The sequence below is a fragment of the Bradyrhizobium sp. DOA1 genome (assembly GCF_001593325.1).
Classification (GTDB): domain Bacteria; phylum Pseudomonadota; class Alphaproteobacteria; order Rhizobiales; family Xanthobacteraceae; genus Bradyrhizobium.
The window spans coordinates 3,330,008-3,350,676 of the sequence record NZ_JXJM01000001.1; the positions used below are offsets into that span (position 1 = coordinate 3,330,008).

At 64.4% G+C, this 20,669-nt stretch carries 19 protein-coding genes; 8 read left to right on the forward strand and 11 right to left on the reverse strand.

Annotated features, from left to right (window positions below; translation table 11 throughout):
• The 4 genes from SE91_RS15815 to SE91_RS15830 all read right to left on the reverse strand — a co-directional run.
• Positions 1-517, reverse strand: a 517-nt coding sequence (locus tag SE91_RS15815) for a fructose-bisphosphatase class II (RefSeq protein ID WP_156490008.1), incomplete at its 3' end; no start/stop codon positions are given.
• Positions 518-661: 144 nt separating this feature from the next.
• Positions 662-1,978 (reverse strand): homoserine dehydrogenase, encoded by a 1,317-nt coding sequence (locus SE91_RS15820; protein ID WP_061848220.1) that lies wholly within the window; start codon positions 1,976-1,978, stop codon positions 662-664.
• Between the two features lie 29 nt (positions 1,979-2,007).
• Positions 2,008-3,228: an LL-diaminopimelate aminotransferase gene (locus SE91_RS15825; RefSeq protein WP_061848221.1), complete on the reverse strand. Its 1,221-nt coding sequence runs from the start codon at positions 3,226-3,228 to the stop codon at positions 2,008-2,010.
• A gap of 244 nt (positions 3,229-3,472) precedes the next feature.
• Complete coding sequence (locus SE91_RS15830; protein WP_061848222.1) at positions 3,473-3,748, reverse strand: hypothetical protein; 276 nt, start codon at positions 3,746-3,748, stop codon at positions 3,473-3,475.
• Positions 3,749-4,001: 253 nt separating this feature from the next.
• Here SE91_RS15830 and SE91_RS15835 point away from each other — a divergent pair, with 253 nt between their 5' ends.
• Both SE91_RS15835 and SE91_RS15840 read left to right on the forward strand, forming a co-directional pair.
• Entirely contained in the window at positions 4,002-5,822 is a 1,821-nt protein-coding gene (locus tag SE91_RS15835) for a PHA/PHB synthase family protein (RefSeq protein WP_061848223.1), read from the forward strand.
• Between the two features lie 67 nt (positions 5,823-5,889).
• A complete protein-coding gene (locus SE91_RS15840; RefSeq protein ID WP_008558658.1) occupies positions 5,890-6,288 on the forward strand; it encodes an MAPEG family protein in 399 nt (132 codons plus the stop codon).
• A gap of 129 nt (positions 6,289-6,417) precedes the next feature.
• Here the strand turns inward: SE91_RS15840 and argC are convergent, their stop codons facing one another.
• Both argC and SE91_RS15850 read right to left on the reverse strand, forming a co-directional pair.
• Positions 6,418-7,401: an N-acetyl-gamma-glutamyl-phosphate reductase gene (gene argC, locus SE91_RS15845; protein WP_061848224.1), complete on the reverse strand. Its 984-nt coding sequence runs from the start codon at positions 7,399-7,401 to the stop codon at positions 6,418-6,420.
• Positions 7,398-8,063 carry an FMN-binding negative transcriptional regulator gene (locus tag SE91_RS15850; protein ID WP_061848225.1) on the reverse strand — a complete coding sequence of 222 codons (666 nt, stop codon included), beginning with the start codon at positions 8,061-8,063 and terminating at the stop codon, positions 7,398-7,400. The genes argC and SE91_RS15850 overlap by 4 nt, the downstream gene beginning before the upstream one ends.
• A 410-nt stretch (positions 8,064-8,473) precedes the next feature.
• On the opposite strand from SE91_RS15850, the gene SE91_RS15855 reads away from it, so the two are divergent.
• Positions 8,474-9,475: an MBL fold metallo-hydrolase gene (locus tag SE91_RS15855; RefSeq protein WP_061848226.1), complete on the forward strand. Its 1,002-nt coding sequence runs from the start codon at positions 8,474-8,476 to the stop codon at positions 9,473-9,475.
• 39 nt (positions 9,476-9,514) lie between these two features.
• Here SE91_RS15855 and SE91_RS15860 read toward each other — a convergent pair whose 3' ends face one another.
• Positions 9,515-10,045 carry a DedA family protein gene (locus tag SE91_RS15860; RefSeq protein WP_061848227.1) on the reverse strand — a complete coding sequence of 177 codons (531 nt, stop codon included), beginning with the start codon at positions 10,043-10,045 and terminating at the stop codon, positions 9,515-9,517.
• A gap of 272 nt (positions 10,046-10,317) precedes the next feature.
• Here SE91_RS15860 and parE point away from each other — a divergent pair, with 272 nt between their 5' ends.
• The 4 genes from parE to SE91_RS15880 all read left to right on the forward strand — a co-directional run bounded on the left by parE (position 10,318) and on the right by SE91_RS15880 (position 14,825).
• The gene (gene parE, locus SE91_RS15865; RefSeq protein WP_061848228.1) at positions 10,318-12,366 is read left to right on the forward strand and encodes a DNA topoisomerase IV subunit B; all 2,049 of its coding nucleotides are present in this window, start codon (positions 10,318-10,320) and stop codon (positions 12,364-12,366) included.
• A gap of 471 nt (positions 12,367-12,837) precedes the next feature.
• Positions 12,838-13,620: an outer membrane protein gene (locus SE91_RS15870; RefSeq protein ID WP_061848229.1), complete on the forward strand. Its 783-nt coding sequence runs from the start codon at positions 12,838-12,840 to the stop codon at positions 13,618-13,620.
• 227 nt (positions 13,621-13,847) lie between these two features.
• Positions 13,848-14,033, forward strand: a complete 186-nt coding sequence (locus SE91_RS15875) for a hypothetical protein (protein ID WP_061848230.1) — start codon at positions 13,848-13,850, stop codon at positions 14,031-14,033.
• 21 nt (positions 14,034-14,054) lie between these two features.
• The gene (locus tag SE91_RS15880) at positions 14,055-14,825 is read left to right on the forward strand and encodes an SDR family NAD(P)-dependent oxidoreductase (protein ID WP_061848231.1); all 771 of its coding nucleotides are present in this window, start codon (positions 14,055-14,057) and stop codon (positions 14,823-14,825) included.
• Between the two features lie 110 nt (positions 14,826-14,935).
• Here SE91_RS15880 and SE91_RS15885 read toward each other — a convergent pair whose 3' ends face one another.
• The 4 genes from SE91_RS15885 to SE91_RS15900 form a co-directional block, all read right to left on the reverse strand.
• Complete coding sequence (locus SE91_RS15885) at positions 14,936-15,703, reverse strand: outer membrane protein (protein WP_061848232.1); 768 nt, start codon at positions 15,701-15,703, stop codon at positions 14,936-14,938.
• Between the two features lie 178 nt (positions 15,704-15,881).
• On the reverse strand, positions 15,882-17,126 hold the full coding sequence (locus SE91_RS15890; RefSeq protein WP_082813732.1) for an FAD-dependent oxidoreductase: 1,245 nt from the start codon (positions 17,124-17,126) through the stop codon (positions 15,882-15,884).
• 180 nt (positions 17,127-17,306) lie between these two features.
• A complete protein-coding gene (locus SE91_RS36310; protein WP_156489635.1) occupies positions 17,307-17,756 on the reverse strand; it encodes a hypothetical protein in 450 nt (149 codons plus the stop codon).
• A gap of 88 nt (positions 17,757-17,844) precedes the next feature.
• The gene (locus tag SE91_RS15900; protein WP_061851150.1) at positions 17,845-19,359 is read right to left on the reverse strand and encodes a caspase family protein; all 1,515 of its coding nucleotides are present in this window, start codon (positions 19,357-19,359) and stop codon (positions 17,845-17,847) included.
• Positions 19,360-19,555: 196 nt separating this feature from the next.
• Here SE91_RS15900 and SE91_RS15905 point away from each other — a divergent pair, with 196 nt between their 5' ends.
• Positions 19,556-20,530: an AraC family transcriptional regulator gene (locus SE91_RS15905; protein ID WP_061851151.1), complete on the forward strand. Its 975-nt coding sequence runs from the start codon at positions 19,556-19,558 to the stop codon at positions 20,528-20,530.
• Positions 20,531-20,669 lie beyond the last annotated feature (139 nt).

A 20,669-nucleotide genomic window follows, 5' to 3' on the forward strand; every position in this document is an offset into this window, starting at 1 on the left:
GAACGGTGATGCCTTCCGGCTTGACGCCCTTGGCCTTGGCGAGGCGGCGGACGTTGTCGGCGGGCGAGGCATCGAGATCGACAACGCCCTTGTCATAGCCGGGGCCGATCGCGAGCTTCTGCATGTAGACATCGGGGGCGTGCAGCAGCGTGCCGCCGTCGGCCATCGCCATCGTGGCGATCGAGCCCGGCATGTTCTTGGCGCACAGCGTGGTGCCCTCGAGCGGGTCGACCGCGATATCGACCTCGGGGCCCGCCTTGAGGCCGACCTGCTCGCCGATATAGAGCATCGGCGCCTCGTCGCGCTCGCCCTCGCCGATCACGATGGTGCCCTGGATCGGCAGCTTGTTGAGCTCGCGCCGCATGGCGTCCACGGCGGCCTGGTCGGCGGCCTTCTCATTGCCGTGACCACGCAGCCGCGCCGACGACACCGCCGCCCGCTCCGTCACCCGCACGATCTCCAGCGTGAGGATGCGCTCGAGCAACGCTTGCGGCGGCACTGAAATATGGGTCGACATCGGCTCACTCCTTCGAAACGGTTCTGGACAGGAATCCTGCCCACATCAACTCTCAACGCCCGGTGTTCGTTCGAACGAACAACCGCATCATGGTTTGAGCATGACCTTTCCGGAAAACCGCTCAACACTTTTCGGGGTCATGCTCTAGTTCTTCTCGATCCGGATCACCTGCGGCCGTCCGCTGATCACCTTGTCCTTCTGCACGGCGGCGAGCGCGCGGCGCACGGCGTCCTCGTGCGTCGCATAGGTAATCAGGATGACGGGCACGGGGACCGCCTTGCCGTCGGCCGGCGCAGCGCCGCCATTGGGATGACGCTGCACGATCGACTCGATCGAAATCTTCTGCTCGGCAAGCCGCGTCGCGATCGCGGCCGCCGTGCCGGGGAAGTCGCGCGCGAGCAGGCGGATGTAGTAGCCGCCTTCATGCCGCTCCATCGGTGCCTTCTGGGTGTCGCGCAGCTGCGAGATCGGCCGGCCGAACGGATTGGCGCGGATGCCGCGCGCGACGTCGGCGATGTCGGCGACCACAGCGGATGCGGTCGCCGCTCCCCCCGCACCGGGGCCGACCAGCGTGATCGGCGGAATCCCCTCGCCGTCGATCGTGACCGCATTGGTGACACCCATCACCTGCGCGATCGAGGAGGATTTCGGCACCATGGTCGGGTGCACACGCTGCTCGATGCCCTTGGCGGTGCGAACCGCAACGCCGAGCAGTTTGAGCCTGTAACCGAGATCGTCGGCGGCGCGCAGATCTTCCGGCGCGATGGATGAGATGCCTTCCACATACACCGCGCTTTGAGCAACTTTCGTGCCGAACGCGAGGCTGGCGAGAATGGCGAGTTTCTGCGCGGTGTCGTGGCCGTCGACATCGAAGGACGGATTGGCCTCGGCATAGCCAAGCCGCTGCGCGTCTTTGAGGCATTCGGCGAAGGACAGCCCCTCCTGCTCCATCCGGGTCAGGATGTAATTGCAGGTGCCGTTAAGGATGCCGTAGACGCGGTTGATGCCGGTCCCGGCAAGACCTTCGCGCAACGTCTTGATGACGGGGATCGCGGCGCCGACGGCTGCCTCGAAATTCAGCGCGCCGCCGTTCTTCTCAGCTGCCTTGGCGAGCTTGAGGCCGTGCTTGGCGAGCAGCGCCTTGTTGGCGGTGACGACCGACTTGCCGGCGGTGAGCGCGGCGTCCACCGCGGACAACGCGGGATCGCCGGCGCCGCCCATCAGCTCGACGAAGCAATCGACCTCGGGATGGGTCGCAAGCGCCATCGGATCCTTCGCCCAGTCGATGCCGCGCAGGTCGACGCCGCGCTTCTTCGCCTTCGAGCGCGCCGTGACGGCGACGACGCGGATGCCGCGGCCGCTGCGGCCCGCGAGCACGCGCGCCTGCGTTTGGATCAAACGGACGACTTCGGCACCCACGGTGCCGAGCCCCGCTATGCCCACTTTCAGGGGTGCAACCATGATGCTTTTCGAAAACCCGTCGAAGAGAATTAGCGCCGATTGGCGAGCGGAACGACGTTGTGCAACGTTTCGATGCCGCTTTCAAGGAAGCGGCGCACGCCGCGCGCGGCCTGCCTGATCCGTTGCTCGTTTTCCACCATGGCGATACGGACATATCCTTCACCATGCTCGCCGAAGCCGACGCCGGGCGAGACCGCGACGCCGGACTTCTCCACCATCAGGGTCGCGAACTGCATGCTGCCGACGCTGCGGAAGGCTTCCGGCAGCGGCACCCAGGCGAACATCGAGGCTTCCGGCGGCGGGATCTCCCAGCCGGCACGGCCGAACGATTCCACCAGCGCGTCGCGGCGCTTGCGGTAGGTGTCGCGCATCTCCTTGATGCAATCATCCGGGCCGTTCAGCGCCGCGGTCGCGGCGACCTGGACCGGCGTGAAGGCGCCGTAATCGAGATAGGATTTGACGCGGGCGAGCGCCGCGATCACGCGCTCATTGCCGACCGCGAAGCCCATGCGCCAGCCCGCCATCGAATAGGTCTTCGACATCGAGGTGAACTCGACGGTGACGTCCATCGCGCCCGGCACCTGAAGCACCGAGGGCGGCGGATTGCTCTCGTCGAAATAGACCTCGGCATAGGCGAGATCGGACAGGATCAGGATCTCGTGCTTCTTTGCGAACGCGACGAGGTCCTTGTAGAAATCGAGGCTCGCGACATAGGCGGTCGGGTTCGAGGGGTAGCAGACGACGAGCGCCAGCGGCTTGGGGATCGAATGGATGATCGCCCGCTCCGCCGCCTCGAAGAATTGCGGCGTCGGCTCGGAGGGCACGGAGCGGATCACACCGCCTGCCATCAGGAAGCCGAAGGCGTGAATCGGATAGCTTGGGTTCGGACAGAGGATGACATCGCCGGGCGCAGTGATGGCCTGCGCCACATTGGCAAAGCCCTCCTTGGAGCCGAGCGTCGCCACGACCTCGGTGTCGGGGTTCAGCTTCACGCCGAAGCGGCGGGCATAATAGGCGGCCTGGGCCCTGCGCAGCCCCGGGATGCCGCGGGAGGCCGAGTAGCGATCGGTGCGCGGCTTGCCGAGTGTCTCCTTCAGCTTCTCGAGCACATGCGGCGGGGCCGGCAGGTCCGGATTGCCCATGCCGAGGTCGATGATGTCGGCGCCGGCATTCCGCGCGGCCGCCTTGGCCCGGTTGACCTGTTCGAACACGTAAGGCGGCAGGCGGCGGATGCGGTAAAAATCTTCCATGGCTCTCTGGGCTCCGGGCAACCGGTCAGGACAGAATCGACAGGCCACGACGGCCGCTCGGGAAAGGCGCTCATTCCTTCGTGAAACTTACTCAAATTCAAAGACTTAGAGCAATATTCAACGACGAGGACTGAAGTCGTTCGCCCTGACTCTCGGCTGAACTGAGGTCTTTTAGCACGGCAAGACGGGGGCGCCAGCGATTACCTTGCACCGTCACACGTACTCGCGCCCACTCGCCTTACACTTACTTGGCGTCCTTGGTAGCGACGGCCTGGCGATCGCGCGCAGCGGCGAGCTCGGCCTCGATCTTGGCGCGCTGATCTGGCGGGATGACCGCCTGATCGCGATCCGGCGGCAGATCATGCACGGGCAGATAGTTGCCCGGCTCCCGGGGATGCGCCTGCGCATCCCCAGGCGTCATGTCGGCAAGCTGGCTCGAGCAGCCGCCCAGAACAAGCGCAGTGATCAAGAGCGCGCCGCGGATCGGCAGCGCCTTTTGCAGGTCCCATAACGCCAACACTTGGGAAATCCCCTACTCGTCCCAAAGCACGGCCCCGGGCAACCTTACCCAAGACCGCGCTCAAGCTCAAACCATTGCTGCCCAAATGGCGTGAGCGACAAAATAGCCCGGCACCACCAAGCCGAGCGGTGCGGCTCGATTGTGACGGAACCAGGAATTTTTGTCGCACTGCAACACATCTTCGAGAGTGTTTAACGCCAAACATGCGAGCTTCGCGGTGACGAATACGGAATGAATCGTTACTGTTCTGCGCATGAGTACTGTCACAACCGACACGCCCAAATCCGGCAGCAAGTTCGAGACGAAGTTCGATGCCGAAGCTTTCGCGATGAATGTCGCGCGGGCGATGGAGAGCGGCGGCAAAGCGCTCGCCGCCTACCTCAAGCCGCGCGAGAGCGGCGAGGTGCAGGATCGCCCGCCGGCCGAGCTTACGGAGATCGTCAAGACCTTCACCTCGGTCGCCGAGTACTGGCTGTCGGATGCGTCCCGCTCCTCCGATCTGCAGACCAAGCTCGCCAAGGACTATCTCGACCTCTGGGGCTCGGCGGTGCGCCGCATGGCCGGCCAGGACGTGGAGCCCGCGATCGCGCCCTCGCCGCGCGACAAGCGCTTTGCCGATCCGGAATGGAAGTCGAACCAGTTCTTCGATTTCGTGCTGCAGCTCTATTTGCTCACGACCAAATGGGCGCAGGAGCTTGTGCGCGACGCCGAAGGCCTCGATCCGCACACGCGTCGCAAGGCCGAGTTCTACGTGCAGCAGGTCACCAATGCGCTCTCGCCGTCGAACTTCGTGCTGACCAATCCGGAGGTGCTGCGCGAGACGATGGCGTCCAGCGGCGAGAACCTCGCGCGCGGCCTTACGATGCTGGCCGAGGACATCGCGGCCGGCAAAGGCATGCTGAAGATCCGCCAGTCCAATCCGGACAATCTCGTCGTTGGCGTCAACATGGCGACGACGCCGGGCAAGGTGATCTATCAGAACGAGATGATGCAGCTGATCCAGTATTCGCCGACCACGGAGACGGTGCTGCGCACCCCGCTCCTGATCGTGCCGCCATGGATCAACAAGTTCTACATCCTCGATCTCAAGCCGGAGAAATCCTACATCAAGTGGTGCGTCGACCAGGGCATCACCGTGTTCGTGATCTCATGGGTCAATCCCGACAAGCGGCTCGGCAACAAGAGCTGGGAAGACTACATGAAGCAGGGCCCGCTCACGGCGATGGACGTGATCGAGAAGATCACCGGCGAGATGAAGGTGCACACCGCCGGCTATTGCGTCGGCGGCACGATGCTCGCAACCACCCTGGCCTGGCTCGCCGAGAAGCGCCGCCAGCGCGTGGCGTCTGCGACGTTCTTCGCGGCGCAGGTCGACTTCACCCATGCCGGCGATCTCCTGGTGTTCGTCGACGAGGAGCAGATCGCAGCGCTCGAGCAGGACATGAAGACGGCCGGCGTGCTCGAAGGCTCGAAGATGGCGATGGCCTTCAACATGCTGCGCTCCAACGATTTGATCTGGTCCTATGTCGTCAGCAACTATCTGAAGGGCCAGCAGCCGAGCGCCTTCGACCTGTTGCACTGGAATTCCGATGCGACGCGGATGACCCACGCGAACCATTCCTACTACCTGCGCAACTGCTATCTGGAGAACCGGCTCTCCACCGGCACGATGGTGCTGGACAACACGCTGCTCGATCTCTCCAAGGTCAAGGTGCCCGTCTACAACCTCGCCACCCGCGAGGATCACATCGCCCCGGCGGAATCGGTGCTATACGGCTCGCAGTTCTTCGGCGGTCCGGTGAAATACGTGCTGTCGGGTTCGGGCCACATCGCCGGCGTCGTCAATCCGCCGGCCTCGAACAAGTATCAGTACTGGACCAACGACAACGTCAAGGACGCCAACGTCGCGCAGTGGATGAACGGCGCCGTCGAGCACAAGGGCTCGTGGTGGCCGGACTGGCGCCAATGGCTCGGCGAACTCGATCCTGAAGAGGTTCCGGCGCGCGCCGTCGGCAACGACGCCTTCCCGCCGATCGAGGACGCGCCAGGCAGCTATGTCAGGGTTCGCGCATAGCGGACTCTGACACGCTCTTGTATAGACTCGCTCTCAACGCAGCTGCGACGACAGAGGGGACCGGACTATGACGCGCGAATTGTTCTGGCTGACACTGACGGTGATCCTGACCGGAATCCTCTGGATCCCCTACATCATCAACCGCTGCCAGGTTCGCGGCCTCACCGGCGCCATGGCCAACCCCTCACGTGGCGACAAGCCGCAGGCGGAGTGGGCCAACCGCCTGATGTTCGCGCACGACAATGCGGTCGAGAATCTCGTGATCTTCGCGCCGCTGGTGCTGATCCTGAATGCGATCGACTATTCCACGAAATGGACCGTGCTCGCCTGCGCCGTCTATTTCTGGTCCCGCGTCGCGCATCTGATCGTCTATGCGATCGGCATCCCGGTGTTCCGCACGCTCGCCTTCACCGTCGGCTTCCTCGCCCAGGCCGTGCTGGCGCTGGCGATCTTCAGGGTGTTTTGAGTTCGTGTCCCGGACGCGCAAAGCGCGAGCCGGGACCCAGAACGCCGCATACGATGCAGCAGCCTTGGGCCCCGGCTCTGCAGTGCATCGCTAAGTGGCGCTGCGCTGCGTCCGTGGCACAAACCTGCCCTACTCCTCCGGCAATCCCAGCATCAGTCGCATGTTCTGCACGGCTGCGCCCGAGGCGCCCTTGCCGAGATTGTCGAGGCGCGCGACCAGCAAGGCCTGATGATATTTGTCGCTGGCGAAGACGTAGAGCTCGAGCATGTTGGTCTCGTTCAGCGCCTCCGGCTCGAGCCGGCCGCCCTTGGCCGCCTCGTTCTGGAGCGGCATCACCTTGACGTATTTCGAGCCGGCGTAGCGCTTGGCGAGCGCCGCTTGGAGATCGGCACCGCCAGGCTTGCCCGGCAACGTGTCGAGCTGGAGCGGCACCGAGACCAGCATGCCCTGGCGGTAGTTGCCAACCGAGGGAATGAAGATCGGCCGCCGCGTCAGGTTCGAATAGAGCTGCATCTCCGGCAGATGCTTGTGCTCGAAGCCGAGGCCGTAGAGCTCGAAGGACGGCGCGCTGCCGTCTTCGAAGCTCGCGATCATCGACTTGCCGCCGCCGGAATAGCCGCTCACCGCGTTGACGGTGACGGGATGGTCAGGCGGCAGCAGACCGGCATCGACGATCGGCCGCAACAGCGCGATCGCGCCGGTCGGATAGCAGCCGGGATTGGAGACCTTCTTCGCGGCCTTGATCTTTTCGGCTTGGTCGGCCGTCAGCTCGGGAAAGCCGTACGCCCAGTCCGGCGCGACCCGATAGGCAGTCGAGGCGTCCAGCACCTTCGGGCCGGCCGTGCCCATGCTGTCGACGAGCGCAACGGTTTCCTTCGCGGCATCGTCAGGCAGGCAGAGGATGACGAGATCCACCTCCTGCATCAGCGCCTTCTTGGCCGCGGGATCCTTGCGCTTGTCGTCGGCAATCGTCTTCACGACGACGTCGTTCTGGAGCTTCAGCCGCTCGTTGATGCCGAGCCCGGTGGTGCCGGAGCCGCCGTCGACGAAGACGGTCGCGGGCTTCTTGGCCGCGCTGGTGGTCGGGGCTTTGGTGGTGTCAGCGAGGCTCATGGTGCGCTCCCTTCGAGCATGTTCGTGTCGTCTGCGAAAACCTGCGGCCTTGCCTGCCGCATCAATTGTGAGATCTGCTTGGCGTCGGCATCGCCGCCGCCAAGCGCGTTCGCGATCGCTGCATAGTCGGCGTCCGACTTGTGCTGGTTCAGCTTGAAGCTGCCTTCGACCTCCTCGACGGTCATGACCAGCCCAACGATCCCTTTCTTCATCGTCTCCAGCCGGCCCGCCGTCATCTTGGCCGATGTCCACGGCTTTTTCGGCAACAGCCAGTTCTCGAACTTGTCGCTGAGCGTGTCGATCTGCACCGCCAGCTCATCGTCCGACAAGAGCCGCACCGGGCCGCTGAGATGCACGGACTGGTAGAGCCAGGTCGGAACCTGGTCCGGCGAGACGTACCAGTCCGGCGACACATAGGCATCGGGGCCGTTGACCGCGAGCAGCCAGGACGCATCGCCACCCGCAAGCTTTAGCAGCGGATTGTGACGGGCGACATGAAAGGCGGCCTGCGGCGTGCCGTCAGCGGCGTAAGTCAGGTAGAACGGCAGCGGGGATGCGACCGGCTTCTGGCCGTCGAAGGCACACATGGTGCCGAAGCCGCGCTCTTCGGCGAATTTCAGGCTCGCCGCGCGGTCCTGCTTGAAAAAGGGTGGCGTGTACATCGTGGTCTCCTGCTGGGCCTCCTCGGGGGAGCCGCCGGATCAGATCGCGCTGACAGGAGAGAGAATGCCGCGGATCGGATCCAGCGGCAAAGACGATGATCTCAAACGCGATCGACCGCCCAAACCGCTAAGCTGCGGCGGCGGCGACGGGCGAACAGAATGGTCGCGGCGTTGATCATGGCGCGCGGCTATAAGGCCACGGGGTTCCATGGTCAAGAGCAAATCGGTCCGGCGGGACGGCAGGATGCCGCACCGCGCGACGGCAGAGTACTGCACTCGTGACGGCAGAGTGCCGCACGGTTGTCATCGGGCTGCCGCGGAATTTCCAGTAGCAATGGGGGTTCCAGAGAAAGACCGGCGCCACAACTCCCGCCGGTCCAAGCCTGTCATAACCAGCCCAGGACATCGCCATGACCGAGATTACCCGTCGCGCAACGCTAGCCGGCGCCGCCGCCTCGGCGCTCCTGCCTTTCGTCAAGACTTCGCCCGCGGCCGCCGCCGCGCCCTTGGCCGACAAGCAGAATGCGAGCTTTTATCGCTACAATGTCGGCACCCATCAGGTCACGGTGGTCTGCGACGGCGTTGCCACCGTCAATCTGACCGACAATTACGCAGCGGGCGCCAGCAAGGACGACATCAACAAGGTCTTCGCCGAACATCACCTGCCGACCGACAAGGTCACCCATACGTTCAACCCCGTGGTCGTCAACACCGGACCGAAGCTCGTCGTCATCGATACCGGTCTGGGGCCCGACCAATTCACGCAGAGCAAGGGCAAGGTCGGCCAGTTCCAGAACAACCTTACGGCGGCCGGCATCGACCGGGCGGCGGTGGACACCGTCGTCATCTCTCATTTCCACGGCGACCACATCAATGGCCTGCTGGCAGCCGAAAACAAGCCCGCGTTTCCCAATGCCGAGATCATGGTGCCGGCAGTGGAATGGAAGTTCTGGATGGACGACGGCGAGATGAGCAAGGGGATGGGCAATCCGATCCTCGAGAACAATTTCAAGAACATCCGCCGCGTGTTCGACGCGCTCGGCCGCAAGGTCACGCAATACGAAGCCGGCAAGGAGGTGGCGCCCGGCATCACCTCGATTGCGAGCCCCGGCCACACGCCGGGCCACAATTCCTTCATCGTCGCCTCAGGCAATGAAAAGGTGTTGGTGCAGGTCGACATCACCGCGGGTGCAGCCTTCCTGTTCGTCAAGCATCCCGAATGGAACATCGCCTCGGACGTCGACAAGCCACTGGCACAGCAGACCCGGCGCAAGCTCTACGACATGGCCATTGCCGAGAAGATGCCGATCCAGGCCTTCCACGCCGCCTTCCCGGGCCTCGTTCGCGTCGAGAAGGAAAAGGACGGCTCTGGCTATCGGTGGATCTCGTCGATCTGGAATGCCTCGTTGTAGGCGCGCTTGACGCGCCGACCGGGCGGCCCTGCCGCTCGGTCACACCAGGCGCCAGATCCATTCCATCAGCTTCGCGATCACGTCGCCGAACAGCAGCAGGGCCGCCGACCAGACCAGGGCCGAGACGAAATTGGCGACCTGAAAGCTCCAATAGGGCATCTCGAAGATGCCGGCCGCAAGCGGCACCGAGGCGCGCAATGGGCCGAAGAAGCGGCCGATGAAGATGCTGGGCACGCCCCACTTCCGCACGAACCCCTCGCCCTTCGGCAGCAGGTCCGGATAGCGCGAGAGCGGCCACATCTGGGCGACCCGTTCCTTGTAGCGGAAGCCGAACCAGTAGGAGACCCAATCGCCCAGCGCCGCGCCGAGGCCGCCGGCAATCCAGACCGGATAAAAGCTGATCCCGCTCGCCCCGATCAATGCGCCGATCCCCACCAGCGCGCCCCAGGCCGGCACCAGCAGCGAGATGAAGGCCAGCGACTCCCCGAAGGCGAGCAGGAACACGATCGGCGCCGCCCAAGCCTGGTGAGCGCGCACGAATTCGGCCAGGGCGTGCGCGTACTGCTCCATTCCAGATTAGCCTTCCGCCCTGTCTCAAGGTGCTGCCCGATGAAAGGACTGGTAAGCCAAGGGCTTGTGTGACATCAAGTCACAAAGCTCGACCCTGTGTGGGCTGAGACGTCAAATTGCCGGGAATTGGCGGGCCTGCGGCGTAAAATCGCCGGGATTGGCTCTCAACCACGCCGCTCGCCGGCGCCTGCGATAACCTTTCCAAGCCAGAAGTGGCATAGTCGCCCTGACCGATTCGCCGCTGCGGCGGCCCTCAAAGCGCATCAAGATATATGTCCAAGCAGTTGAAAACCAAAGCGAAAGACGACCTGTTCGGCGCCGACGAGCCGAAGTCCCGCGCGCCTGCCGCCAAGACGGCCGCGCGTGGAAGCGGCGGAGAAGCCGACTACACGGCGGCCGACATCGAGGTGCTCGAAGGCCTGGAACCGGTGCGGCGCCGGCCCGGCATGTATATCGGCGGCACCGACGAGAAGGCGCTGCATCATCTCTTCGCCGAGGTCATCGACAACTCCATGGACGAGGCGCTGGCCGGGCACGCGACCTTCATCGGCGTCGAGCTCAGCGCGGACGGCTTTCTCACCGTGACCGATAACGGCCGCGGCATCCCGATCGATCCGCATCCGAAATTCCCGAAGAAGTCGGCGCTCGAAGTCATCATGTGCACGCTGCATTCGGGCGGCAAGTTCGACAGCAAGGTCTACGAGACCTCGGGCGGCCTGCACGGCGTCGGCATCTCCGTGGTGAACGCCCTCTCCTCGCGTCTCGAGGTCGAGGTCGCGCGTGGCCAGAAGCTGCATCGGATGATCTTCGAGCGCGGCCATCCCAAGGGCAAGCTCGAGGATCTCGGCAAGGTCAACAACCGCCGCGGCACGCGCGTGCGCTTCAAGCCCGACACGGACATCTTCGGCGCCAAGGCGGCGTTCAAGCCGCAGCGCCTGTTCAAGATGACGCGCTCGAAGGCGTATCTGTTCGGCGGCGTCGAGATCCGCTGGAATTGCGCGCCCGAGCTGCTCAAGGGCGTCGAGGACGTGCCGGTGGAGGCGACGTTCCACTTCCCCGGCGGCCTCAAGGACTATCTCGCCGCGGCGATCCATGCCGACACGCTGGTGCATCCCGACATCTTCTCGGGCAAGTCGGGGCGCAACGGCGCGCACGGCGCCTGCGAATGGGCAGTGGCCTGGACCGCGGATGCCGACGGCTTCCTGTCGTCCTACACCAACACCGTGCCGACGCCGGATGGCGGCACGCATGAATCCGGCTTGCGCAGCGCGTTGCTGCGCGGCCTGAAGGACCATGCCGAACGTGTCGGCCAGGGCAAGCGCGCAGCTTCCGTCACCTCCGAGGACGTGATGGTGGGCGCGGCCGTGATGCTCTCGGTGTTCGTGCGCGAGCCTGAATTCCAGGGCCAGACCAAGGATCGTCTCGCGACCGCCGAAGCGCAGCGCATCGTCGAGCAGGCGATGAAGGATCCGTTCGACCATTGGCTCTCGGGCAATCCGAACATGGCCAACCGGCTGCTCGATTTCGTGATCGACCGCGCCGAGGAGCGGCTGCGCCGCCGCCAGGAAAAAGAGACCGCGCGGAAAACCGCGGGCAAGAAGTTGCGCCTGCCCGGCAAGCTCGCCGATTGCACCGACGCGGGCACGGAAGGCTCCGAGCTCTTCATCGTCGAGGGCGACTCGGCCGGCGGCAGCGCCAAGCAGGCGCGCGACCGCAAGACCCAGGCCGTGCTGCCGCTGCGCGGCAAGATCCTCAACGTCGCATCCGCCGGCAAGGACAAGCTGACTGCCAACGCCCAGCTCTCCGATCTCGTGCAGGCGATCGGCTGCGGCACGCTTGCGCATTATCGCGAAGAGGATCTGCGCTATCAGCGCATCATCATCATGACGGACGCCGACGTCGACGGCGCTCACATCGCCTCGCTCCTGATCACCTTCTTCTACCGGCAGATGCCGCGGCTGATCGACGAGGGCCACCTCTTCCTCGCGGTGCCCCCGCTCTACAAGCTCACGCACGGCACCAAATCGGTCTACGCGCGCGACGACAACCACAAGGAAGAGCTGATCAAGAGCGCGTTCAACGCCAACGCCAAGGTCGAGGTGAACCGCTTCAAAGGCCTCGGCGAGATGATGCCGGCCCAGCTCAAGGAAACCACCATGGATCCGAGCAAGCGGACGCTGCTCAAGGTGGTGCTGCTTGCGGACGACCGCGATACGACGGCGGATTCGGTGGAGCGCCTGATGGGCACCAAGGCCGAGGCTCGGTTCGCCTTCATCTCGGACAAGGCCGAATTTGCCAGCGAGGAGCTGCTGGACGTCTGATCTGCCAGACCTTTGACGCGTGCACGCAGCCGCGCGTCATCAAGAGCCCCGCCTCACCGCCGGGGCTTCTTCATTTGCGGGCACGGGGCGACCTGGCGCGGTGATCCTGCCAATGCATCGGCCCGCATGTCATTGATTCCCCCCGGTACACGGCGACTCGGCCAGCGACTCACGAGGCAAAAGGAGGGGCACGGCTGAGGCAGGATTGCCTCCATTTCGGGCAAAGCCGAATTTGCTAACGAGAAGTTACCAAAAACAACCTTCGCGATAAAGCTGATAACATATTGATATATATTAGCTATTTTGAATTTGCGCGGCAGCGACCCCAATCCCCGCATACCGGCGTTTTCCGGCGACTGTGCCTGCCCTGCAACAGCATTTCGGCGAGAACCGGCTATAGTCCGGACATCAGATGAAACGAACTTCAGTGCGCTCGCGCTGCTACGACAGACCAAGGTTGGGGATTTTGACATGAAGAAGACTTTGCTCGCTCTGACCGCCGTTGCGGCGATGACCGGTTCGGCCTCGGCCGCTGACCTTGGCGCCCGCCCCTACGTGAAGGCCCCGGCGCCCGCGCCGGTCGCCAACTGGACCGGCTTCTACATCTTCGGCGGTGGCGGCGGCGGCCTCTCGAATGCCGACCAGAGCATCGTGGACACGGCCACCGGCACGCCGCTGACGATCACGCAGCGCCAGGGTGGCTCCGGCTGGTTCGGCACTGTCGGCGCCGGTTACGACTGGCAGTTCAGCGGCACCTGGGTTGCCGGTGTGTTCGGCGACGCTCAGTTCGGCAGCATCCGTTCCACCATCCAGGATCCGACCATCGACATCACGGGCAACCAGAAGCTTGAAACCTCGTGGGCTGCTGGTATCCGGCTCGGCTGGCTCGCCGCCCCGAACGTCCTCACCTACGTCAACGGCGGTTACTCCGGCGCCCACTTCGGCCGCACCAACTTCACCGACCTGGCTGGCGTCCCCGTTGGTCTGCATCTCAATGGTTATGATCGTCACGGCTGGTTCATCGGCGGCGGCGTCGAGAACAGCCTGAACTTCTTCGGCATCAGCTCGCCTGGCTGGTTCATGAAGACCGAGTACCGTTCGGCCTTCTACAATGCCAAGTCTGAGCCCATTCGCTTCGATATCGGCGACCTCCCGACCATCAACAGCGTCCGGGCCAACAGCTGGAACCAGACGATCTCCACCTCGCTGGTCTACCGCTTCAATTGGACCGGCCCGGTTGTCGCGAAGTACTGATCTGATCTGAAGATCAAACGTCAAAGCCCCGGCATCGCCGGGGCTTTTTCGTTATGGGAGCTAGCGGAGCTCCCGAACAGGCACAATCCCTCCCCGCTGACTCCCTGAGCGGGCGCGCCGCCATTGTGTCCGAACGGCACCTACGGTTACTGTGCTGCCAGGCTTCGCGGGTCCGCGGCAGTCGTTGATGCCGCGTCGCGACAGAAGCCGACCGATGGGAGGAATGCATGCGCAGATTTCTGCTTGTGGTAGGCCTGCTTGCGACTGCCGTCGGACTGCTCTGGATCGGACAGGGCACGGGCACTGTGCCGTGGCCGCGATCGAGCTTCATGGTCAACCAGCTGCAATGGGCCGGCTATGGCGCAGCCATGGCAGGCTTCGGGCTGGTGCTGATCTGGCAAAGCAACCAATAGAAGAAACCCGGGAATAGAAGCATGACATCCAGCCGGTTCGATCTTCGCGGCAAAGTCGCGATCGTCACGGGAGGCAATGGCGGCATTGGACTCGGCATGGCCCGCGGCCTTGCTGACGCGGGCGCCGACATCGCCGTGGTCGGACGCAACGAGAGCAAGTCCGCCGCCGCCATCGCCGATCTCAAGCAGCGCGGGGTGAAGGCCGTTGCCATCACCACCGACGTCACCGACAAGGCCGCCGTCGCAGCCATGATCGACCGCGTCGTGAGCGATCTCGGCCGCATCGACATCCTCATCAACAATGCCGGCATGAGCATCCGCAAGCCCCCGCACGAGCTCGAGCTCGACGAGTGGAACAAGGTGATCGACACCAACCTCACCAGCGCCTTCGTGTGCTCCAAGCTGGCCTATCCGGCGCTGAAGGCGTCGGGCAACGGCAAGGTGATCAATATCGGCTCGATGATGTCGATCTTCGGCGCAAGCTTCGCGACGGCCTATGCCGCGAGCAAGGGCGGCATCGTGCAGTACACCCGCGCCTGCGCCAACGCCTGGGCGCCCGACAACATCCAGGTCAACGCCATCCTGCCGGGCTGGATCGACACCGATCTCACCCGCGGCGCACGGCAGCAGGTGTCAGGGCTGCACGAGCGCGTGCTGGCGCGCACGCCCGCGGGACGCTGGGGCGACATCGACGACTTCGCCGGCATCGCCGTGTTCCTCGCCTCGCCCGCCTCGAACTTCGTCACGGGCACCGCGATCCCCGTCGATGGCGGCTTCTCGGTGATGGCCTGAGGCCGGATCCGCACCACGAGACCGCACGCAAAAAAGAAGCCCCGGTGGAAGCCGGGGCTTTGAATTTGGCAGTGACCGTTTTTTTAGATGCTTGGTCGTTCGTTGATCGCTCAGTAGCGGCCGATAGTCGGCGCGTCGAACTTGTAGCTCGCGCGCACGACGGCCCACTGAAGATCGCGCGGCTTGGCATCGAACGTGTAGTTGGTCGTGGTGCCGCCAAGCTGATAGGTCTGGCTGGCGAAGGCCGCGTAATTGTATTCGAGGCCGACGATCCAGTTGCGGGTGATGCCGTATTCCCAGCCGGCGCCGACGGTCCAGCCGTTGGCCCAATGGGTCTGACCGCCCGAGCCCGTCGCCGGGCCGACCGTATCGCTGACGGAGAGACGGTTGTTCACGCCGGCGTAGCCGCCCTTGACGTAGAACAGGTTGTTCTGAACGGCGAAGCCGGCGCGGCCGACGACGGTCGCAAGGACATTGGCGCGCCAGGAGAACACGTCGTCACCGGCACCGAACGCGGTGTTCAGGAACGAGCCCTTGTTGTCGAGGCCGGAGATCGTGCCTTCCACACCGAACACGTAATTGTTGGCCTGCCAGTTGTAGCCGATCTGCGCGCCGCCCAAGATGCCGGAGTTGCGCTGACGATAACCCTCGCCCGGAAGCAGATCACCGAAGCCGCCGCTGTTGCCGCTGTTGATGAACTGCTCGTTGGTCCATGCGCCACCGATATGGCCGCCGACGTAAAAACCGGTCCAGTTGAACAGCGGCTCGACATAGGCAGGTGCCTTCGTGTAGCGCGCACCGAGATCGGCGGCGGAAGCAGCGCCGGTCGAAACCAGAGCGGTCGTGCAGGCGAAGGCGGCAATCAATTTATTACGCATGGTACACCCCGTGTCCTCAGATCGGCGCACGGTCACAGACGGCCCTTACTAAAATTGAAATCAACACGGTTAACGCCGCGGATGAGCACGTCCCGTGCCGTGAATCGTTTGGTGCTGTTGCAGGAGCGCAACGCATCGCGGACGCTTTTACGCGGCGTTATCCCTATCGAGACTTGCCCTACGAAGACGACGCCGCTTTCGAATGGACGTGCTCGGGCCGCACGCCGAGCGCAAGCAGGCGCGCCGGAATGCCCTGGAGCCACGGCAGCGCGGTGATGAGGCGCACGATCAGCGGCACCTTCAACGGCCGGTCGCCGCCCTGCAAGGCGCCGCTGATGATGTTATTCTGCACGACGACCTGCATGCGCTGCGTCATCTTCACCGGAAACTCGCGCCGGCGCCTGACGGCGTCGAGCTCGTCCTCCGAGGGGCAGCCGCGCTGCAGCTTGTCCGCCAGCAGGTTCGCGGTCGCGACCGCGTCCTGCACGGCGAGATTGACGCCGACGCCGCCGATCGGCGACATCGCATGCGCGGCATCGCCGATGCACAACAGGCCGGGCCGCGTCCAGCGCGTCAGGCGGTTGATCGCGACCGTGAGCAGCTTGATGTCGTCAAAGCTCTTCACCTCCGCGATGCCGGATCGAAGGACCGGTGCCATGCGCACGACGTCGTCGAGCAGAGCGGCAAGTCCCCTCGCCTTCACCGCATCGTGCTGCCCCTTGGCGATGACATAGGCGCATTGCCAGTAATCGCCGCGGTCGAAGGTGATCATCATCTTGCCGGGCTCGACCCGCGCGAACACGTTCTCGGTCTCGTCAGGCCTGCGGCCGGCCCGGAACCAGAGCACGTCCATGGGCGCGCCGATCTCCTCGACCGCGAGCCCGGCGCGCTCGCGCACGGTCGAATGGCGGCCGTCACAGGCAATCGTGAGATCAGCCTCGATGTCGATGATGCCGTCAGGCGTCTTCGCCCGCACACCGGCAATCGTCTCGCCGCGGCGGATCAGATCGACCGCCTCGGTGCTCATCATCACCTCGAGCGAGGCAAAGCGCCGGCCGGCTTCGCGCAGGAAATTCAGGAAATCCCATTGCGGCATGAAGGCGATGAAGGGGTATTTGGTATGGAGCCGGCGGAGATCCGCGATGCGCACCGGCGTGCCGCCGAACAGTCCGTCCATCTTCTGCAGGCGCTGATGCGGCAGCTTCAGGAATCCGTCGATCAGGCCGAGCTCGTCCATTACCTCGAGCGTAGAGGGATGCACGGTGTCGCCGCGGAAGTCGCGAAAGAAATCCGCATGCTTCTCCAGCACAACAACCTCGATGCCGGCGCGGCCCAGGAGATAGCCGAGCATCATGCCGGCCGGCCCACCGCCGACGATGCAGCAGCGGACTTTGGTCCGGCTTGGTTGTTGGTCAGATGTCACTGCAGACGCGATCCGCGCTGAGAGTATCGATCGATTGATGCCGGCCGATACTAGCGCGATTCAGGTCAAAGGCAGTCTCAATTCGCAGGGCGCAGGTGAATCAATGCCGGTTGGGATCAGCAAACCGGCGCCAAATGAAAGGCCCGCTTCACGCGGGCCTTCCGTGACAATCGCATTCGGCTATTTCTGGTCCTCGTTGCTGGTTCCCGAGCCCGGACTGCCGATCGGCACCCCATTGGCAGCACGCCCGACGCCCATGTTTTGCTCGGCTTGCGCAGCTGATGGCGACTTGCCGGCGGCGGTTGGCGCTTGGACATTCGGATTGTTCGGCCCGGTATTGGTGTTCACGTTGGCGCCTGTCGTCGTGCCATGGACCCCCATTCCCGAGGGAGCCGAGGGCCCGGAATTGGCGCTGCTGGACGACGTGCCCATTCCGGCCCCCGATGAGGCCGCGGATCCCCCGCTGGCGCCGCCAGTCCCCGTTCCTGCACCCGCCGCTGCACCTGCACCTGCACCTGCACCACCACCGCCTCCGGCGCCACCACCACCACCGCCGCCGCCCCCTTGGGCGAAGGCAGCAGTCGAAAGAGCCGCACAAGCGATCGTCACGAGGATGGATTTGCGAAGCATGGATCGTCTCCCTGGTTTGGTGGACAATCCAAGTCAGGAGGAGTTGTTCCTTTGCCGCTCCTCACGCTGCAGACGGCAACGAAACCCCTCAATTATTGCTCCGGTTCGCGCTGCGGAAGCTCTTGATCTCGGAGACGCTGCCGTCGCGATAGGTCAGCTCCACCGAGACGGTCTGCGTGCTCGGCGCGAGCTTCATGTAGAGCGGCATGCCGGCGCTGACGGCGCTGGGGTCACGCATGTCGCAGGGCGGCATCTTCAGCACCTGGTTGGGGACGGCGCTGTCGATGCCGATGCGCACTTCGCGGATGGCGCAGCGGTAGGACACGAGATGAGTGTAGTAGACCAACAGGCCGTTGAATTCGCGGAACGACAGCCAGCTCGTCGCGGTCATGTCGAGGATCTTGCGCTGGTCGCGGATCAGCGCGGCCTCAGGATCGAACCTGATCGGGAACGGCCCTTGCAAATCACCGGACTGGTCGACATAGCGGACCTCGATGGTGCCGGCTGAAGCATCCGGCGGCAACTCGATCGACGGATTCGGCATCCGCTTGCGCGTGCGCGGATCGAGCGTGTCGATGAAACCGGTCTCGCGGAAATCGCCCTTGCCGGCCATGCGCCAGGAAATACCGAGCGTCGGATCGGCGAAGGAGAACACCACGCTCCAGCCGCCATTGTGCCGCGAGAAGCTCGCGATCGGCGCGTTGGTGGCTTCCTCCTTCGGCAGCTGCGGCACCGAGACCGGCGGCAGCGCCGCAAGCTTCGTAGGCGGCGGATCGTCGGAACGCGCGATGGCATCCTTGGCAAGGCCGCTGAGGAACACGTCGTCGACCATCTGGTCGAAATAGACGGGCACCTGCCTGTGCTTCACGGTGTCGGCGAGCTCGCTGACGGCACGGCGGGTGCGCTGCGCCACCTGCACGAGGTTCTCGCCGGGCTTGAGCAGCTCCTTGGCGAAGGTGCGCGTGAACACGGAATTGGGGTTGGCATCGTCGTTGGACAGGCGATCGAGCGCGGTCTGCCGGGGTCCCGCGGAGAACACCGAGAACACGCCTTCCGGCAGTTGCGTCATCGGCGCAAGCCCGCCCGCGCCGGCGACCGCGCGGGTGCCCTTGCGCTCGAACGGATTGTTGCGGCAGGCATCGAACACCAGGATCGAGGTCCGCGCCTTCTTGTTCTGGAGACGCTCGACGATACGGTCGGCCAGGATCGAGGCGTCGCGCACCAGCTCTTCCTGTCCTTCGGTCGCCGCCGGCACGTCGGTCGGCAGCAGATAGTTTTGCCCTGCGATCTCGAATCCGTGGCCGGCATAGAAGAAAAACGCGGTGTCGCCCGGCTCGATCGCCTTGTCGAAGGCGAGCAGCGTCTCGGAGAATTGCTGCCGGCTCTGGTTCTCGGCGACCATCACCGAGAAGCCGAGCTGCTTCAGCGTATCGCCCATGGTGCGGGCGTCGTTGACCGCCTTGAGCAGCTTCGGCACGTTCCTGTAGTCGTTGTTGCCGACGACGAGCGCGACGCGCTTTTCGGCGTAAGCGGGAAACGCGAATCCGCTCAGGCCCGCCGCAAGGCCAAGAGCGGCCAGAATTCTGAAAAGCCGACGCGTCATCGTCATATTCCCGTTGTGGAGCGGCCCATGCTGGTTTCCCTTGAAAGGTCGTTCGGGGGACCCCCTGCCGCTGTGTGATAGTCGGGCCAAGCGCGATGACGGTTCAAGGCTCCTGATCCGCCGATTCCGTCATTGGCCTATGGCAGATTCGAGCGGAATCTGCTTTTTCTTGGGCATTCCGTTGAAAGGGGCTGCCGTGTATCGCTGGTGCACCGACGAGGTCGAGCCGCACGACCGCTTCGACTATTGGCGCGAGGTCCGCGCCAAGGGCCTGTTCGGCGTCACGGCCGAGCTCGAGCACGAACGCCGCGCCGATTTCTACGGCGAGTTCTCGCTGCGCCAGCTTGGCGGAGCCGGCCTCGTCGAGCTGAAGGCCTCAGCCTACACGGTCGAGCGCAGCGCATCCGACATCGCCTACGCGCCGGGCGATGCCATCTGCGTGTACCAGCAGCTCGGCAGCGGCGGCTGGTTCGGCGGGATGCGCGCAAGCGATTTTGCGATCGCCAATGGCAGCTTCGCGACCAGCCATACGGACCTGCCCTACCGCACCGTGCCGCTCGGCGCAGGCGGCTTCCACTTGCGGATCCTGAAGATTCCGGTGAGCAGCATCCCGGGACAGGACAAGCGCGTGCGCGAGCTTGCCCCACGGACCTTCGACGATGCCGGCCTGTCGCCCCTGCTCGGCGCCTGCTTTGCCGATCTCGGCGAAGCTGCCGCGGACGATGAAGGCGCCGCCGGGAGCGCTTCGCAGGCCTCCCTCGTCGAGGCTCTGGCTCATCTGGCGCTGATCGAACGCGGTATCCTGAGGCCCGGCAGCCGGCGGGGACAGGCCGCACTGCGGACCGCCCGTCTAACGCAGGCCCGGCGCCTGATCGCGCGTCACCTGCAAGACCCCAATCTCGCACCGAACATGGTCGCCGATCTGCTCGGCGTGTCGGTGCGCCACCTGCACATGCTGTTCGAGACCGCTGAGAAGAGCTTCTCGCAGACCGTGACCGACGAGCGCCTAAAACAGAGCCGCCGCCTGATGCGCGAGGCGCCGGACCGGCTGATCGCTGATATCGCGACCTCCTGCGGCTTCGAGAGCCTGGCGACCTACTACCGGGTCTTCAACGCCGCCTATGGCATGGCCCCCGGTGATTTCCGGGCCCAGGGCCCCGAGGGACACTAGCGGCCGCTTGGCCGACCTCCGGCCGAACCCGGAGGTGAGGCGAAAATCCCAGCCGCGCCCGTGATTTGGGCGAAAACCTCAGGTTTTTTAGGGTCTTCCCGCGCCCGCTCCATTGACTTTGGCCGATTCCTGCCTATGT